Annotated in this window: 10 protein-coding genes; 4 read left to right on the top strand and 6 right to left on the bottom strand. The window is 56.6% G+C overall.

Annotated features, from left to right (window positions below):
- Positions 1 to 63: 63 nt before the first annotated feature.
- Positions 64 to 1,209 carry an FtsX-like permease family protein gene (locus P1X16_RS12215; RefSeq protein WP_277229165.1) on the top strand — a complete coding sequence of 382 codons (1,146 nt, stop codon included), beginning with the start codon at positions 64 to 66 and terminating at the stop codon, positions 1,207 to 1,209.
- 156 nt (positions 1,210 to 1,365) lie between these two features.
- Here P1X16_RS12215 and P1X16_RS12210 read toward each other — a convergent pair whose 3' ends face one another.
- On the bottom strand, positions 1,366 to 2,058 hold the full coding sequence (locus P1X16_RS12210) for a peptidoglycan DD-metalloendopeptidase family protein (protein ID WP_277229164.1): 693 nt from the start codon (positions 2,056 to 2,058) through the stop codon (positions 1,366 to 1,368).
- Positions 2,059 to 2,269: 211 nt separating this feature from the next.
- Between P1X16_RS12210 and P1X16_RS12205 the strand changes: the two genes are divergently transcribed.
- Both P1X16_RS12205 and P1X16_RS12200 read left to right on the top strand, forming a co-directional pair.
- On the top strand, positions 2,270 to 3,376 hold the full coding sequence (locus P1X16_RS12205) for a ferredoxin--NADP reductase (RefSeq protein ID WP_277229163.1): 1,107 nt from the start codon (positions 2,270 to 2,272) through the stop codon (positions 3,374 to 3,376).
- Between the two features lie 165 nt (positions 3,377 to 3,541).
- Complete coding sequence (locus P1X16_RS12200) at positions 3,542 to 5,284, top strand: M3 family oligoendopeptidase (RefSeq protein ID WP_277229162.1); 1,743 nt, start codon at positions 3,542 to 3,544, stop codon at positions 5,282 to 5,284.
- 401 nt (positions 5,285 to 5,685) lie between these two features.
- On the opposite strand, the gene P1X16_RS12195 is transcribed toward P1X16_RS12200, so the two are convergent.
- Positions 5,686 to 6,246 carry a hypothetical protein gene (locus P1X16_RS12195; RefSeq protein WP_277229161.1) on the bottom strand — a complete coding sequence of 187 codons (561 nt, stop codon included), beginning with the start codon at positions 6,244 to 6,246 and terminating at the stop codon, positions 5,686 to 5,688.
- A 396-nt stretch (positions 6,247 to 6,642) separates the two neighbouring features.
- Between P1X16_RS12195 and thiL the strand changes: the two genes are divergently transcribed.
- Positions 6,643 to 7,674: a thiamine-phosphate kinase gene (gene thiL / locus P1X16_RS12190; protein ID WP_277229160.1), complete on the top strand. Its 1,032-nt coding sequence runs from the start codon at positions 6,643 to 6,645 to the stop codon at positions 7,672 to 7,674.
- A 112-nt stretch (positions 7,675 to 7,786) separates the two neighbouring features.
- Here thiL and P1X16_RS12185 read toward each other — a convergent pair whose 3' ends face one another.
- From P1X16_RS12185 to P1X16_RS12170, 4 genes are all read right to left on the bottom strand, one after another.
- Positions 7,787 to 8,161, bottom strand: a complete 375-nt coding sequence (locus tag P1X16_RS12185) for a hypothetical protein (RefSeq protein WP_277229159.1) — start codon at positions 8,159 to 8,161, stop codon at positions 7,787 to 7,789.
- Between the two features lie 17 nt (positions 8,162 to 8,178).
- Positions 8,179 to 8,454 (bottom strand): DUF2185 domain-containing protein, encoded by a 276-nt coding sequence (locus P1X16_RS12180; RefSeq protein ID WP_277229556.1) that lies wholly within the window; start codon positions 8,452 to 8,454, stop codon positions 8,179 to 8,181.
- A 47-nt stretch (positions 8,455 to 8,501) separates the two neighbouring features.
- Positions 8,502 to 9,914, bottom strand: coding sequence for a 23S rRNA (uracil(1939)-C(5))-methyltransferase RlmD (rlmD, locus tag P1X16_RS12175; RefSeq protein WP_277229158.1), 1,413 nt, complete (start codon positions 9,912 to 9,914; stop codon positions 8,502 to 8,504).
- A gap of 268 nt (positions 9,915 to 10,182) precedes the next feature.
- Positions 10,183 to 15,417 (bottom strand): gliding motility-associated C-terminal domain-containing protein, encoded by a 5,235-nt coding sequence (locus P1X16_RS12170; RefSeq protein ID WP_277229157.1) that lies wholly within the window; start codon positions 15,415 to 15,417, stop codon positions 10,183 to 10,185.
- Positions 15,418 to 15,478: the final 61 nt, after the last annotated feature.

Here is a 15,478-nt window from a genome sequence, read left to right as displayed (position 1 = left end):
AACGTCTCGCGGTACATATCCCACAAGATTGACGGAGCCGACTCGGGGTCTTTTACTTCGTCGGTGACAAAGATAGCTATCATCAGCATTGCCCTCGGGCTGGCTGTCATGATTGTGTCATTTTCTATTCTCGAAGGTTTTCGCAATGAAATTCAAAGCAAAATCTTCTCGTTCGGCGCGCACCTAACGGTCAGCAAGTACGACACCAACAACTCTATTGAGATTGAGCCCATCAGTGGTCCGGGCTTGGTGAAAGATTTGCGCCGCTTCCCGCAAGTGGCCACTATTCAGCCTTTTGCGCGCAAAACGGCCATCATCAAAACCAAGGACGAGGTACTTGGGGTGGTACTCAAGGGTATTTCGGAGGTGAATAGCCGCTCCCCCATGCGCAACAATCTGGTGGCTGGCTCTTTTATCAGCTTCCCCGACTCGGCGTCCAGCGACATCCTGCTTTCGCGCAAAGTGGCCGATAAGCTGCGCCTCAACGTTGGCGACCGGGTGCTGTTCTACTTCATCCAGAACCCGCCCCGCGTCCGTCCTTTCCGCGTGAGTGGCATCTACCAAACCGGCCTCGACGAGTTCGATGAAGTGTACGTCATCGGTGATTTGCGGCAGATCAGAGAACTGAATGCCTGGCCCGATTCGCTGGTGGGCGGGGTGGAAGTGGTGCTCAAGGACTTCGAACGCCTCGACCCGGTGTCGGAGGACATGTACGAAAACCTGCGTTACGACCTCAAACTCGACAAAATCACCGAGCAGTACGCGCAGCTCTTCGATTGGCTGCAACTGCTTAACCGCAACGTGGTAATCTTCCTGCTGCTCATCATCTTCGTTGCGACGTTCAACATGGTGGCCACTATTTTCATCATGATTCTAGAGCGCACCAACATGATTGGCATCCTGAAGGCCGTGGGCGCCACCGACCAGCAAATTCGAAGTATGTTCTTCTTTCGAGGGCTCAGCCTGACGGTGCGCGGCATGATATTCGGCAACGTGGTGGGCCTCGGCTTCTGCGCGCTGCAGTACTACACCCACCTTATTCCGCTCGACCCCGAGAACTACTACATGGACCGGGTACCTGTGTTCTGGGACCCCGCCATCCTGGTGTTGCTCAACGTCGCCACTTTTGCCACTTCCCTGCTGGCCGTCTTAATCCCGACCTACCTGATTTCGCGCATCAAGCCAGTGGCAGCCATCAAGTTCGACTAAGAACGTAATAGCCGGCTGTCATTCCGACGCAGGAGGAATCTGAGTTTAGCTGTTGAACGGCTTTGATCTAGATTCCTCCTGCGTCGGAATGACAGCCGGCTTGCTTAGATAATCTCAAGAAACTGGTGTCTTCACCACAAGCTGACTATCTAAAAGCTAGTCGGAAAGCCAGCGGCTTTGCAAAATCAGGTTTGGGTTGGGGCACAGAACGGCCCATTTCTCCAACTCTTCGGGAAGTGCTACGCCAGGAAAATCGCCAGAGAGGCCTTGCATATCGGCAATAACCTGGAAGTGCAGGTGCGGAGGCCAGTCGCCGTTTTCGGGGGCGGGGCCTACCTCGGTGAAGATGGTGCCTTTCTCGATGATCATGCCGGGGCGAAGCAAGGCCGTTTCGCGGCGGGTGAGGTGGCCGTAGAGCGTATAGAACGTTTCGCCTTCCAGTTCGTGCTGCAAAATGACGGTGGGGCCATAGTCGCCGAAGTTGTCGTTGTCCTGCGTACTGTGCACAATGGCATCGAGCGGGGCCATAACGGGTGTGCCCGCCCGGAGCCACACATCCACACCCAAGTGCAAAGACCGGGCGGCTAAGGTCGGGCTGCCAAACAAACCGGGGCTGCGACGGTAGATAATACGATTTTCGAGGTAGCCGCCCACGCCAATGTGCGCTTCTTGCTCGGCTAGTAACTGAGCTACCAGCGCCTCGAAGTCGGCGGTGTCGCGCAGGTCGGCGTCGTGTAGCAAGGGGTTTTTGGCGGTAAAGTCGAGGCGGGCCACGTCGGGCGCATTCAAATCGACGGGCAGAATAGCGTGAAATTCGTGCTGATGACGCTCAAGAAGTTCGGCGAGCATAGTAGATCAAGAAGTAAGCAAAGGATGAAGGTCTTACCATACGCTGAAATAAAGGTGGCGGGCAGTACAACATCTTGTACAGGGCATCGTAGGGCTGCAAGCTAAAGCATCCGATACAGAATCCCGTACTTTGCAACTCCTGCAAACCCTTCGGGGTAAGGCATAGTTATTATCCTGCTTCAACAACAAGCCCCTAGTTTTTGCGCACCCAATGAGCACACCGTACTTGTCCCTCAACGTTGTCGAACTCACCCGAGAAACCGACGACGCTGTTACCATTCATTTTGAACATCCTAGCCGCCAAGTAATTGCCAGCGAAGCTGGTCAGTTCCTGACCCTGATACTTCCTTGTGGCCCTGGCGGTAAAAAAGAGCGTCGGGCCTATTCGCTTAGCAGCACCCCAAGCGAAGCACCGCGTTTGTCGGTCACGGTGAAGCGGGTAACGGGTGGGCTCGTCAGCAACTATCTGCTCGACACCGTGCGGGTCGGCCAACAACTAGAGGCTATGGCGCCGCTAGGCAACTTCACGCTCAAAACCAGCCCTAAATCGGCGCGCTCGTTGGTGCTGGTAGGCGCTGGCTCGGGTATCACTCCGTTGATGAGCATGCTGAAAGCCGTGTTGCGCGAGGAGCCACAAAGCCACGTACTGCTTGTGTACGGCAACCGCAACGAGAAATCAGTGATTTTCAGTGAGCAGCTTCGGCAGCTAGAAGCGCAATACGCCGGCCGTTTCCAGGTTGAGCACGTATACAGTCAGCCGGTTGGGCCCGTATCGGCGCATCAGCACGTAGGCCGTCTGAACCGGACCACGCTGCTGCGCATTCTCGAGCAGCGTCATCAGTTTCCGGCTTCGCAGGCCGAATATTATTTGTGCGGCCCGGAAGGCATGATGCTGGAAGCTAAAGCGGCCCTCGACTTGCTGGGGGTGCCCGACAACCGTGTTCGTCGCGAAAGTTTTGTGGCTGCCGCCGAAACGCAGGAAACCACGGCCGCCCAGCCCAATGGCCACGGTGACGTATCGGCCGATGATGACGACCAAATCAAGACGCGTAACGTAACCATCAACTACGAAGGCTCGGAATATCAATTCGAAGTGACGCCCAACCAAACCATATTGGAAGCGGCTCTCGATCAAGATATTGACTTGCCTTATTCTTGTCAGGCAGGGCTATGCACCGCGTGCCGAGGCAAATGCCTCTCGGGCAAAGTGCACCTTGATGAGCGGGAAGGATTGTCGGATTCGGAAATGAAACAAGGCTATGTTCTTGTGTGCGTTGCCCATCCACTCACCAGCGACGTAGTAATCGAAATCGACTAAAATCTAACTTGGCGCGTTGCTGTAAGAGGCCGAAGATTTCGCTTGCATCTTTGGGCTGCATATCCGCCATATTAATCCCACCACACTAGCGTTAGTCTAAGGTCTGCTGCTGCTCGCAGGACCAAACTGCACCGTACCGGAAAACTTTCCGTATATTCTTTTCTTATGACGCCTACTACTGAACTTGCTGCCGCTTCGGCCACCGAAACTCAGCGTCCGCCCCGGCACTACCTACCTGAAGATTTCCACGTGACTGATTGGGCAGCGCTGGAGCCCTTCTTTGTGGAGCTACGCGAGCGGACCATTACTTCTGGCGTGGAGCTGGAGCGCTGGCTGCTCGATCGTTCGGAATTGGAAGCGGCCCTAAGCGAAGACCTGGCCTGGCGCTACATTCGCATGACCTGCGACACCCAGGACGAGGAACGGGCGGCCGCTTTTCAGTATTTCGTGAGCGAGATTGAGCCCAACGTAGCCCCTCATGACCACGCCCTCAACGAGAAAATGATGAGCTCGGACTTTCTGCCCGAACTTGATCCTCGCAAGTACCGAGTGTTTCTGCGCTCGGTACGGCAGGCACTCGAAATTTATCGGGTAGAAAACATTCCGCTCAAAACCGAAATCAGCACCAAGCAGCAGCAGTACGCCGCCATTGCCGGTGCCATGACGGTGACGCTCGATGGGGAGGAAATGACCTTGCCGCGCGCCGCCGACCGCCTCAAAAGCCCCAACCGTGCCGTGCGGGAGGAAGCGTACCGCTTGATTCAGGCACGCCGCCTGCGTGATGCCGAGCCACTCGACTCCTTGTTTACCGAACTCGTGAGCTTGCGCCATCGGGTAGCGCTAAACGCTGGCTTTGCCAACTTCCGGGATTATATGTTCGCCGCGCTTGGCCGTTTCGACTACACGCCCCAAGACTGCTTTGCCTTCCACAAAGCTATCCGCGAGACGGTGGTGCCACTCATCGACGACTTGGATCTGGAGCGGCGGCAAGACCTAGGGTTGGCTGAGCTGCGGCCTTGGGACCTAGACGTGGATGTGTCGGGCAAAGCGCCGCTGCGGCCTTTCGACACCGGGGAGGAACTGCTAGAAAAAACCATTACGGTATTTCAGAACCTAGATCCTTACCTGGGCGACTGTTTGCGAACTATGCGCCACATGGGCCAACTCGACCTAGAGTCGCGCAAGGGAAAAGCCCCCGGTGGCTATAACTACCCCCTCGACGAAACGGGCGTGCCTTTCATCTTCATGAATGCCACTAGCTCCCTGCGTGACGTGGTAACGATGTTGCACGAAGGCGGCCACGCCGTCCACTCGTTCCTGACCCGCAACCTCCCGCTCGGAGCCGACAAACACCCACCATCCGAGGTGGCAGAGTTGGCTTCGATGAGCATGGAGTTGATGAGCATGGACCACTGGGGCGTATTCTTCACCGACCCCGAGGACCTGCGCCGCGCCAAGAAGACGCACCTGGAAAGCGTGCTCGAAACCTTCCCGTGGGTGGCTACCATTGATAAGTTTCAGCACTGGGTGTACGAAAATCCGCAGCATACCGAAGCGGAGCGGCACCAGCGTTGGACGGCCATCTTCGATGAGTTCAACCAGCGTACCGTAAGCTGGAAGGGCCTGGAAGGCTTCAAACCGTATTTGTGGCAGAAGCAGCTGCACCTATACGAGGTGCCGTTTTACTACATCGAATACGCTATGGCGCAACTCGGTGCTATTGCGGTGTGGCGCAATTTCCGTCAGAACCCGCAAGAGGGCCTCGAAGCATATAAGCGCGCGTTGGCGATGGGTTACACCGCGCCCATCGGCGAAATCTATGCCGCCGCTGGTATCCGCTTTGATTTCAGCACCGATTATCTGCGGACGCTAGCTGACTTTGTCCGCGAAGAAATGGCCAAGCTATAGTGAACTGATAGCAGAGAGCTAACAAGAGAAGGCCCGGCAGTCATGACTGCCGGGCCTTCTCTTGTTAGCTCTCTACACTTAGAATAACGCAGGCTTACTAGCTAATCTTCACGCATAACTAAACACATTTATTTCTATCCTAAACTTTTGTGGTGTTGCAAGCAGCATGATTAGGTAGGGTAAAAAAAGCGGCCGGAAGTTTCCGGTCGCCTTTCCACAACCAACTCAACCAACACCAGTGGCACAGAAGACCACTGGCTGTATTAGGAAGAGCTTACGAACTACTTATCGGTTGCATAATAATTTGCATAAACTTACTTGCCGCTGATAGTCAGGGTATTAAAATTAAAAAACCCTGCTCAGTACGAGGCTGAGCAGGGTTTTAGAGTATATAAGTTCCTTTATTCAGGCAGCTCGAAGAGCGGAAGGGGAGCTAGCTGCTTGTACTTCCCTCCTAAACTCTGTAGCTCGGCTTGGTGAAGCTGAATGTAGTTGTTGAATTTTTTGGCGGCCTGATCATATTTCACCCGGTACCCTACTACTTGCCCATCGTACTGGCCAATGGTGTCAAGCGTGTTCAGGACGGTGCTGCTAGGAGCGGGGCCGTCGGGGCGGGAGGTCATGGTTCGCAGTACGGTTAACAGCGAATCTTGGGCCGTATCATACTGGTCAATTTGAGTTGACTGCATGGTATACTGCTGATAGCGCAGCTTTTTGAGGCGGTTATTGGCTTGGGTAAGCTGCTGAAGCTGTTGCTTATCGGCGGCGGGCCAACGCTCTAGCTCGTTCAGCATCTGGTTGGTCGCTGTGATTTTGGCATCGTCGCTGGCAATCATCTCGCTCCAGCGGATATTTACGGAGTCGCGCAATACCTCAAGTTGTTGTTTGGCGGCGGTGGCCGAAGCTGGGTCGAGGGCTTTGGGGGTGCGGTTGCAGGCAGCTAAGGCAACTAGCAACAACACAAGCCAAGTAGTTTGTTTAAGCACAGATTTCACGTATAAAAGCAACTAGTTAGTGAAGCAAGAACAGCAACGGAAAGCGAAGTAAGCGGGTTAACGTGATAATTATTTGCCTTCGGGTACGCATCTGCCAATTCGCTCTGAGCCACAACGCATAGTCAGGGCTGGATAGTGCCCCCGAGTACAACCAAGTCTGCTAGCTTGGGTGAGACTATGGTAGAGGCTGCCCATTGTTGCTAGCAGTTAGGGAGGAATTGCGCACAAAAGTTGTTTCTCTGCCAACCAGCTGAGCGCTCTTACTAGCGCTTGCCTACCTTTGCGGCCCGTCCGCGTCGGCTGTGCCTAAAGGTAGGGCTCGAATCAACGGAATCAGTTTAATCAGCGCCAACCATTGGGTTTATGAGTGACATCACACCTCTCGATAGTGTAGGAGAATTTGGCCTTATCCGCCGCATCCAAGATACCATCACGCTCCGCCAGGCAAGTACCAAACTCGGCATTGGCGACGATGCCGCCATTTTGGCCCCACCGGCTGGTCATGACCTTGTAGTGAGCACCGATATGTTGGTGGAGGGGGTGCACTTCGACCTTACTTTTTGCCCGCTCAAGCATCTGGGCTACAAGGCAGTGGCCGTCAACGTATCGGATGTGGCCGCCATGAATGCTACGCCTACCCAAATTGTAGTAGCAGTAAGTATCGGGGCTCGGTTCTCGGTGGAAGCGGTGCAGGAACTCTACGATGGTATGCGCTTGGCCTGCGAGGCCTACGATGTAGACATCGTGGGCGGCGACACCACTGCCAGCCGTGGTGGCCTCACCATCAGCATCACGGCGATAGGGCACGTAGCTGCTGGCAAGGCAGTGCGCCGGAGCGGAGCCAGCCCCAACGACCTGATTTGCGTAACCGGGGACCTTGGCGGTGCTTACCTCGGGTTGCAAGTGCTAGAGCGTGAGAAACAAGCCTGGCAAGCCGACCCCGAAACCCAACCCGAACTCAGTAAATATCCCTATGTGCTCCAGCGCCAGCTGCGCCCCGAAGCCCGCATGGACGTCATCCACGAGCTGCGCGACTTGGGCATAGAGCCGACCAGCATGATTGACATTTCCGACGGGTTGGCTTCGGAGGTGCTGCACCTCTGCCAAGCCAGCGGCATTGGAGCCCGGATATTCTCGGAAAACCTGCCTATTGCTAATCCCACGCTGGAGGTAGCTGAGGAGTTTAACCTGGACCCCATCATGTGCATGCTCAACGGGGGCGAAGATTACGAATTGCTTTTCACCGTTCCGCTCGCCGCCCACGCCCTCCTCAAAAACCACCCCGATATCACCATCATCGGCCACATGGTAGAGAAGAGCGAAGGAGCCAACCTTATTACTAAGTCCGGTCAGCCCGTGCCACTTCGGGCGCAAGGGTTCAACCACTTTCAATAGCTACCTATAAGCACGGCTTTCGTGAAAAGTCGAAAGAAAAAGGCTTGCCATGTGGCAAGCCTTTTTCTTTCATCTCGAAGCAAACTAATCAGTCGCCTACAAAATCCGTGATTTAGTCCTCTGGATAGGGGATGTACACGAAGTTGGTAAATTCCTCGTCTAGCACGAAGAGACAGCAGTATTCGTTGGGCTCTTTATAAGTCTGTTGGAAGGCTTCAATACCATCAGTGCCTACTATGCCTTGCTGCACAAATAGCTCCAAGTACGAGGCGAAAACGTGCCACTCCAGATTCAGTTCGTCGGCGTTGATAAGCAAGCCGCCGAGCGGTACTTCTTGGCGGGCAAACACGAAAATGGGGTACTTGGAAATATCCCGCTTCCGAATCTGCGCGGAAGCTTCTTGTAGCGTATCGGAAACGGTGGCGAAATCCTTGGTGATGGTGCCGAGGTATTTGCCATTCAGTTCGGGGTCGTTGGCGTAATCCATGTTCAATCTAGGTTGTTCTAGCTTATTATGATAAACTCATTAGAGCCTTCTACGCGTTCTAACTCGGATCCGACAGGGTAATTCAAATAAGGAATGATAGCTGGATCATAGTTAGCGATGGTGTTAACTGCATAGAAAGCAGAGTTGCTAGAATCGTCAACATAAGCTTGGGTCTCGGTTCCAGAAAAGAATTGCCAGCCACTATCGGTTTCATTAAGAGGTTTCTCTCGATACATGAAGTGCACCGGTAGACCATCAACAGTGATTTTGTCAGTAGCTATACAAGCGCCCATAGGAGCAATGAGCTGCTTGAAATCACCAGCCTTTATTCTATAGCTCTTCATCTCAACTCCAGCGCCACCACATTCTCTACGTGGTGGGTGTGGGGGAACATGTCTACGGGCTGCACGCGCGTCACCTTGTAGGCTTCGTCGAGTAGCTCTAGGTCGCGGGCCTGGGTGGCGGGGTTGCAGCTGACGTATACGATGCGGGGGGCACGCATTTCCAGCAGGCGGCGCACTACATCTTCGTGCATGCCGGCGCGTGGCGGGTCGGTGATGACCACGTCGGGGCGGCCGTGCTGGGCAATGAAATCGGCGTTGAGCACGTCTTTCATGTCGCCAGCGTAAAACTCGGTGTTGGTCACGCCGTTGATTTCCGAGTTGATGCGGGCATCGGCCACAGCTTGCTCCACATACTCGACGCCTACTACGTGCCGGGCCTGCCGGGCCACAAAGTTGGCAATGGTGCCGGCGCCGGTGTAGAGGTCATACACCAGTTCGTTGCCGGTGAGCTGGGCAAAGTCGCGGGCCACCTTATAGAGATTGTAGGCGCCTTCGGAATTGGTTTGGTAAAAGGACTTCGGGCCGACTCGGAAACGCAGACCTTCCATTTCCTCGTGGATGTACGGCTCACCTTTGTAGCACACCACCTCCAGATCGTGGAAGGTTTCGTTGCCTTTGTCGTTGAGGACGTAGTTGAGGGAGGTGATTTGTGGAAACCGTTCGTACAGATAGTCCAGCAGCGGCTCGATGGCTTGGTGCTGACGGTAGCACTGCAAAATCACCATGATGTCGCCGGTGTTGGCCGTGCGAATGATGAGGTTGCGCAACAAACCGGTTTGCTTGATGATGTTGCCGAAGCGCAGCATGTTTTCGCGTGCATAGTCGCGTACGGCTAGCCGGATTTGGTTGCTAGGGTCGGGTTGCAGCCAGCAATGGTTGACGTCCAGAATCTTGTCGAAGCGGGCGGGCGTGTGGAAGCCGAGCACGCGCCGGTCGTACTGAGTGGTTTCGTCTTTGATTTGCTCCTCAGTTAGCCAACCCATAAAGCTGAAGGTGTACTCCAGCTTGTTGCGGTAGTAGGTTTGAGAAGGTGAGGGCAGGATAGGCTGGATTTCGGGCAGAGCTACTTTGCCGATGCGCTGAAGCGTGTCGGCCACCTGCTGGTGCTTGTACTGGAGCTGGGTATCGTAGCCGATGTGCTGCCATTTGCAACCGCCGCAAGTGCCAAAATGCTCGCAAAACGGCTGCACGCGCCGTTCCGAGTATTTATGGAAGTGCGTGGGTACGGCTTCCAAGAAGCTCTTTTTGCTGCGGGTAATGCGCAGGTCGACCACGTCGCCGGGGGCTACCTGCGACACAAATACCACGAGGTTTTCAATACGCACGAGGCATTTGCCCTCGGCGACCATGTCTTGAATTTCAACTTCGCGCAAGGCCTGCGCGGGAATGTTTTTAGCGGCTTTATTCACGCGGCAAAGGTAATCACGGATTGAGCCGGATTTCTGGGATTTCACGGATTTTGTCGGGTGGCATAAACCAGCACTGCTGAATTCGGCCACCTGCTTGGCTAACAGCTCGTTGCTGCAGGAGTTCATGCGCGTACTAGTAACGCGAGTTAATAACTGTTTTACCACAAGGCCAGATACTAAAAAAGGCGCTTCACTGGAAGCGCCTTTTTCAAGCTAGTAGAAACTAAATACGAGTTGTGTTGGCCGCAAAACCGGCTACCCCGGTGGTTTACTTCACCACTTCAAACCACCCTTTGTACGACCGGCCACCCGCCAATTGAAGCTGGTAGTAGTACACGCCCGCTGGTGAGTTGGCGCCGTCGAAGGTGTTGCGGTAGTTGTTGGTCTTGTATATCTCCTTGCCCCAGCGGTTGAACACAGTCAGGGTAGTGCCGCTGTAGAGCTCCACGTTCTTCACAATAAACTGGTCGTTGAGGCCGTCGCCGTTAGGCGTCACCACGTTGTAGAATACCAGGTCGTTGGCAAACTCCACGCAGGCCGAGTTGGAAGATGAAACCAGCGAACTAGTAGTGGCACTTAGGGCCTGGACCCGGAAGCACTGGTCGAAGCCGGCACTGCCGGTTGTGAGCGTGATGCTAGAAGCGGTGGCGGCTACAGTTTGCACTAGTTCCTCGGTGCCGTTGCTGACGCGCCGGAAAATCTGGTATTCCCGCACCGCAAAGCCCACGTACGGACTCCACGTTACGGTCACTTTACCCTCGTCCCGGCCAGCCCCACCTTCTACGGCGGTAGCCACAGCGCGAATGGTGGTATGCTGCGTGCTGCTGAGTAGGGTGCCGCAAGCATTGGTTAGCTCCAGGCGATACTCGTAAGCGCTGGCATCGGTATCCACGCCCGCATCGGTGAAGCTAGTGGCAGTAGTGGCCGCGTTGCCCACCGCCACAAAGGCGCTGGTGCTGCCCGCCGGCCGACGCATGATGTTCAGGCGGTTGGTGTTACCGGTATTGTTGGGCACGTTGAGCGTAAGTGTAACCCGGCGGTCATCCTGCGGCTCGACTGACGCTACCACCAAGTTGGTGCTGGAATTATCAGGACGCACGGTAAGCGTGGCAGCGCAGCCATTGCTGGTTGTCTCGGTTACTTGGATAGTGGCCGGGGTGGCTCCCGCGGGGAAGTCAACCCGGATAGTAGCCGAATTCTGGCCGCTGACGATGGTGCCACCCGTTACGGTCCATTGATAGATAGCGCCGGGCAGGCCAGAGCCTACGGTGTAGCTAAGGCCGGTGCGTGCTTCGGGGCAGTAACTGGCCGGACCATTGATGGCGAGGGCGGGCACTACCGTGAAGGTTTTGGTGTAGAGCGGGCCGGCACAGAGGCTGGCGTTGGTTTCGCGAACCGTAAGCGTGTAAGAACCTACCGCCGGCGTTGGCAACGTGACCGTATTGCCGGCGCTGGCAATGGTAGCGTTGTTTAGCTGGAATTGGTAGTTGGAAGTGGTTGCGCCGGGCAAGGAGAAGGTCAGGTTGCCACCTGCGGCGCACGCCTGCGTAGGCCCGCTGATAGCTAGGTTAGCGGCCGGGGAAGGCCGCACCGTAACATACAGCGTATCGCTCTGGCCCAAGCAGCGACCCCCAGCCGGGTTGCTGGATTCCGTCACGACGAGCTTGGCAATACCGGGGCGCGTGAAGGTCACCTGAACTGTATTCTGGTTGGTGCTTACCTGAGTGCCTCCCACAATCTGCCAGCCGTAGGTGGAGCCGTTCGTGAGCAAAGTTTGATACGTGAACGGCCCATCAGCTAAACACACATTCAACGGGCCGGTTGGCCGCTCGGTGATGAGCTGTTGATTGACGCGCACCGGGAACGTAATTGTATCTGAAGAGCAGCCGAGCGAGTTCAAGCGGAAGGCCTTCACGCTAGCCATGGTTGAGGCCGTACCCCAGTTCACGGTAATAGCCGCTGTGCCCTGGCCGCTAGCAATAGTGCCGCCCGTCACCAACCATTGATAGCCAGTGCCCCGCGCATTGCGAATGGAGTACGCCACGCCTTGGATTGTGGGGCACACCGAAGCAGAACCCTGAATACTGTCGGGCAGGGGGCGCGGGTTCACTGTGATGCGCACTGTGTCGCGGCCGACGCAATTCTGAGCCGTCGTGGCCGTCACCACATACGTGAGGGTAAGCGGGTTTTGGGTACTATTCACCCTAGTGAAGGTGGGCTGAGCAGCCGTAGCGCTGCTCAGGTTAGTGGCCGGGCTCCACTGGTAGGTATAACCCGTCAGGGCGGTAGTGCCCAAGGTCGTACGTTTCCCGTCGCAAACGGCAGCATCGGCGCCGGCATTGGCTACGGCTGCGGGGTTGACGGTTACGCGTACTGTGCTGGTACTCACGCATCCTTGGGCGGTAGTGGCCGTGAGGGTGTAGGTAAGAATCTGCGGTGTGGTGCCCGTGTTGGTTTGCGAGAAAACAGGTTGGGCAGCGGTGGCACTACTCAAGCCAGTAGCCGGACTCCAGCCATAGGTGTAGCCCGCTAGAGATGCCGAGCCCAGGGTCGTTTGGTCGCCGGAGCATAGGGCGCGGTCGGCACCGGCATTAGCTACGGCAGCGGGGTTGACGGTAATCCGCACGGTGTCCCGGGCCACGCAGCCGTTGCCGGTCGTGGCCGTCACGATGTAGCTCAGCACCTGTGGTGTGGCACCGATGTTCGGCAAGGTCAGGGTGGGGTTAGCATCAGTAGCGCTGCTCAGCCCGGTGGCTGGGCTCCAAGCGTACGTGTAGCCGGTTAGGGCTGCTGCGCCAAGCGTGGTAGCTACGCCTGAGCAAACCGTTCGGTCGGCCCCGGCATTGGCAACCGCGGCAGGATTCACGGTAATGCGCACCGTGCTGGTAGTAGTGCAGCCCTGCGCCGTGGTTGCTGTTACGGTGTACGTCAAAACTTGCGGCGTGGGACCGGTGTTGGTGAGCGTCAGGGTTGGCGTGGCGGCGGTGGCGCTGCTTAAACCCGTAGCGGGGCTCCATTGATAGGTGTAGCCAGTAAGACCCGACGTGCCGAGCGTAGTGGCTATGCCCGAGCACACGGCCCGGTCAGTGCCCGCATTGGCAACGGCCGCAGGGTTCACCGTAACCCGCACCGTGTCACGGTTTACGCAGCCGTTGCTGGTTGTTACGGTCAGAACATACTGGCTGACAATAGGCGCCGCTGTGGTGTTGGTTAGCGAAACAGTGGTAGTAACGCCACTCGCAGAACTCAACCCGGTGGCTGGGCTCCAGGCGTATGTGCTGCCTGCCACGGCACTAGCGGCGTTGCCCAAAGTAGCGGTGCCACCCGAGCAAAATGTTTGGTCAGTTCCTGCTTGCGCTACGGCCGCGGGGGTAACTAGCACCGTCACGGTGTCGCGGGCTAGGCAGCCAGAGGCAGTGGTGGCTGTTAGCACATATCTCAGCGATTGAGTTGTAGTGCCGGTGTTGGTGAAGGTCAGGGTTGGCTGCGCGGCGGTGGCACTGCTCAGGCCGGTAGCGGGGCTCCACTGGTAGGTGTAGCCTGTCAGGGCTGCCGTGCCAAGCGTGGTAGCTACTCCCGAACACACCGTAGCATCGGCCCCGGCATTGGCAACGGCCTGAGGGGTTACCGTCACGGTTACCGTCCGCGAGGCAGTGCAGCTTCCATCGGTAGTTGCCACGGTGTAGGTGGTAGTAACGGCAGGCGTTACGGTGATGCTGGTTCCCGTGAAGGTTTGACCCGTGCTGCTGGTCCAGGTGTAGTTGGTGCCGCCGGAGGCAGTAAGGGTGGTAGAAGCGCCCTGGCAAATGCTAGGACTAGCGGGCGTGACAGTCAACGCACCAATGGGCCGTACATCAATCGTGCGCGACACCGAATCGGTGGGGCAGTTGAGCGCTGATACGCCGCGCACAGTCACGCGGCCCGCGCCGGTGCCGTTCCACAACACCTGCACGGTACTGCCAGTAGTAGAGCCTTGAATAGTACCACCTTGCACGGTCCAGCGGTACGAGCTAGCAGTAGGACCAGCTACTGTGTAGGACCGCGGAGTGTTTCGGTCGCAGATAACGGTTTCACCGGTGATGCTTGTTGGGCCAGCCGCTTTCGTTACCAGAATCTGAAACACTTCGGCCACCGTCTTGGCACCGCAGGCTACGTCGGTAGCGGTTACTACCACATCGTAGGGCGTGCTGCGGGCGTTGCCGCACTGGCTGTTGAACACGAACTGGCTATTGACGCTGCCACTGGGGCCCTGCACAGTAGCACTGCCCGTAGGGGCGCCTGGTAACACCGTTCCCTGACTACCCCCGAAGGTGGCGTTGAACGGCCCCATCCCATCGAGCAGTACGCTGTTAGCCCTCAGGTTGATTGGGTTGCCATCGGAGTCGGTAGCGGCTAGGTTGAAGCTCAGGGATTGGCCTTCCTGAATAGTGAACGTGCGGGTAGCAACGGTGGACGGCGTGAACTGCGGCGAATTATTGGGCTGACACGTTCGGGACACCAACTGAATCTCGCGGCGCGTGGAGCCAATCAACACTTCATTGCCATTGATAGAGCGGTACTCTTTCACTTCTACCGCCACCACAAAGCGCCCCACCCGGGAGGTGGCGTAGCGGCTGATGCCGTTGCTGGCATTCAGGAAGGCATAATTGCCGGGAGCCGTACCGAAAGGATTCGTGGCCGAGTAGCCGGGCGCGTACAAGACGCTAGGCGGGGGCGGAGTAAATGTTGTGGCTGGGAAGTTGTTTTGAACGTCGTTGTAGGGCGTGCTAAACGAATAAATCAGCCGGTCACCATCCGGGTCAACGGCGTTGTTGACCAAGATGCTGGTGTCGCCCTGGCAGATAACCACTACAGCCGTATCCGAGAAAGTAGGCGACGAGTTGGGCAGCAGCGGCGGGGCCATGTCCACATACAGGGTTTGGTTCTGGCCGCTGGGGTTGGTGAGGTTGTCAATGTTGAAGTTGCGCGTGCCGTCGGTGTACACCGCGTAGTATCCGGCCAGCGACACGGGCAGGTTGATGATGGCCTCGTAGCGAGCCAGCCGCACCGAGGGCAGTGTGCCTGCCGGAATGCTACACCCACCGGGTTGCGGCGGCGTGATGCTCGGATTGGAAATTCGCGGCAGCCGAAACGTACCGGCTGGCTGCTGGTCGAACTGCGTAGCGCCGCCGCACACTACCTGCGCGCAGGCAAAGCTATTGGAGCCTTCGCCGCTGTTGATGCGCTGGCCCGTGGTTTTGTTGTAAAGGTTCAGAAAAATGTTGCAGCGCCCATCTGGTACGTTCGACACCGTCTGGGAAGGCACTCCCGGAACCGAGCATTCCGAGTTCAAGTAAATGAATACCGTGACCCGATAGCGAAACTGGGTTCCCTGCGGGCCATTGGCATCGAGGTACTGGTAGGTCATTTCGCCCCCCAACAGGTGAGAAGCTACCGCCGAACCTGAACGCAGCCCCATGAGCAGGAGCAGCAGGAATAAGGCGCGGAGTATAGGTTTAGCCATATAGCAAGTTTAGGATTGATTACTACTGATTAGCGACCGATCAACGGCCAGTAACTAACTC

It is taken from the genome of Hymenobacter sp. YC55 (genome assembly GCF_029433095.1).
In the GTDB taxonomy this organism is placed as follows: Bacteria; Bacteroidota; Bacteroidia; order Cytophagales; family Hymenobacteraceae; genus Hymenobacter.
Note: the sequence above shows the minus strand (reverse complement) of the source record. Positions and strands in the feature narration are given on the sequence as shown.

Bases quoted from the DNA above. Each gene is read 5' to 3' on its own strand.
- P1X16_RS12200 (WP_277229162.1), top strand. From the start codon at position 3,542: ATGACGCCTACTACTGAACTTGCTGCCGCTTCGGCCACCGAAACTCAG.
- thiL (WP_277229160.1), top strand. From the start codon at position 6,643: ATGAGTGACATCACACCTCTCGATAGTGTAGGAGAATTTGGCCTTATC.
- P1X16_RS12170 (WP_277229157.1), bottom strand. From the start codon at position 15,417: ATGGCTAAACCTATACTCCGCGCCTTATTCCTGCTGCTCCTGCTCATG.
- P1X16_RS12210 (WP_277229164.1), bottom strand. From the start codon at position 2,058: ATGCTCGCCGAACTTCTTGAGCGTCATCAGCACGAATTTCACGCTATT.
- P1X16_RS12180 (WP_277229556.1), bottom strand. From the start codon at position 8,454: ATGGGCGCTTGTATAGCTACTGACAAAATCACTGTTGATGGTCTACCG.
- P1X16_RS12185 (WP_277229159.1), bottom strand. From the start codon at position 8,161: ATGGATTACGCCAACGACCCCGAACTGAATGGCAAATACCTCGGCACC.
- P1X16_RS12205 (WP_277229163.1), top strand. From the start codon at position 2,270: ATGAGCACACCGTACTTGTCCCTCAACGTTGTCGAACTCACCCGAGAA.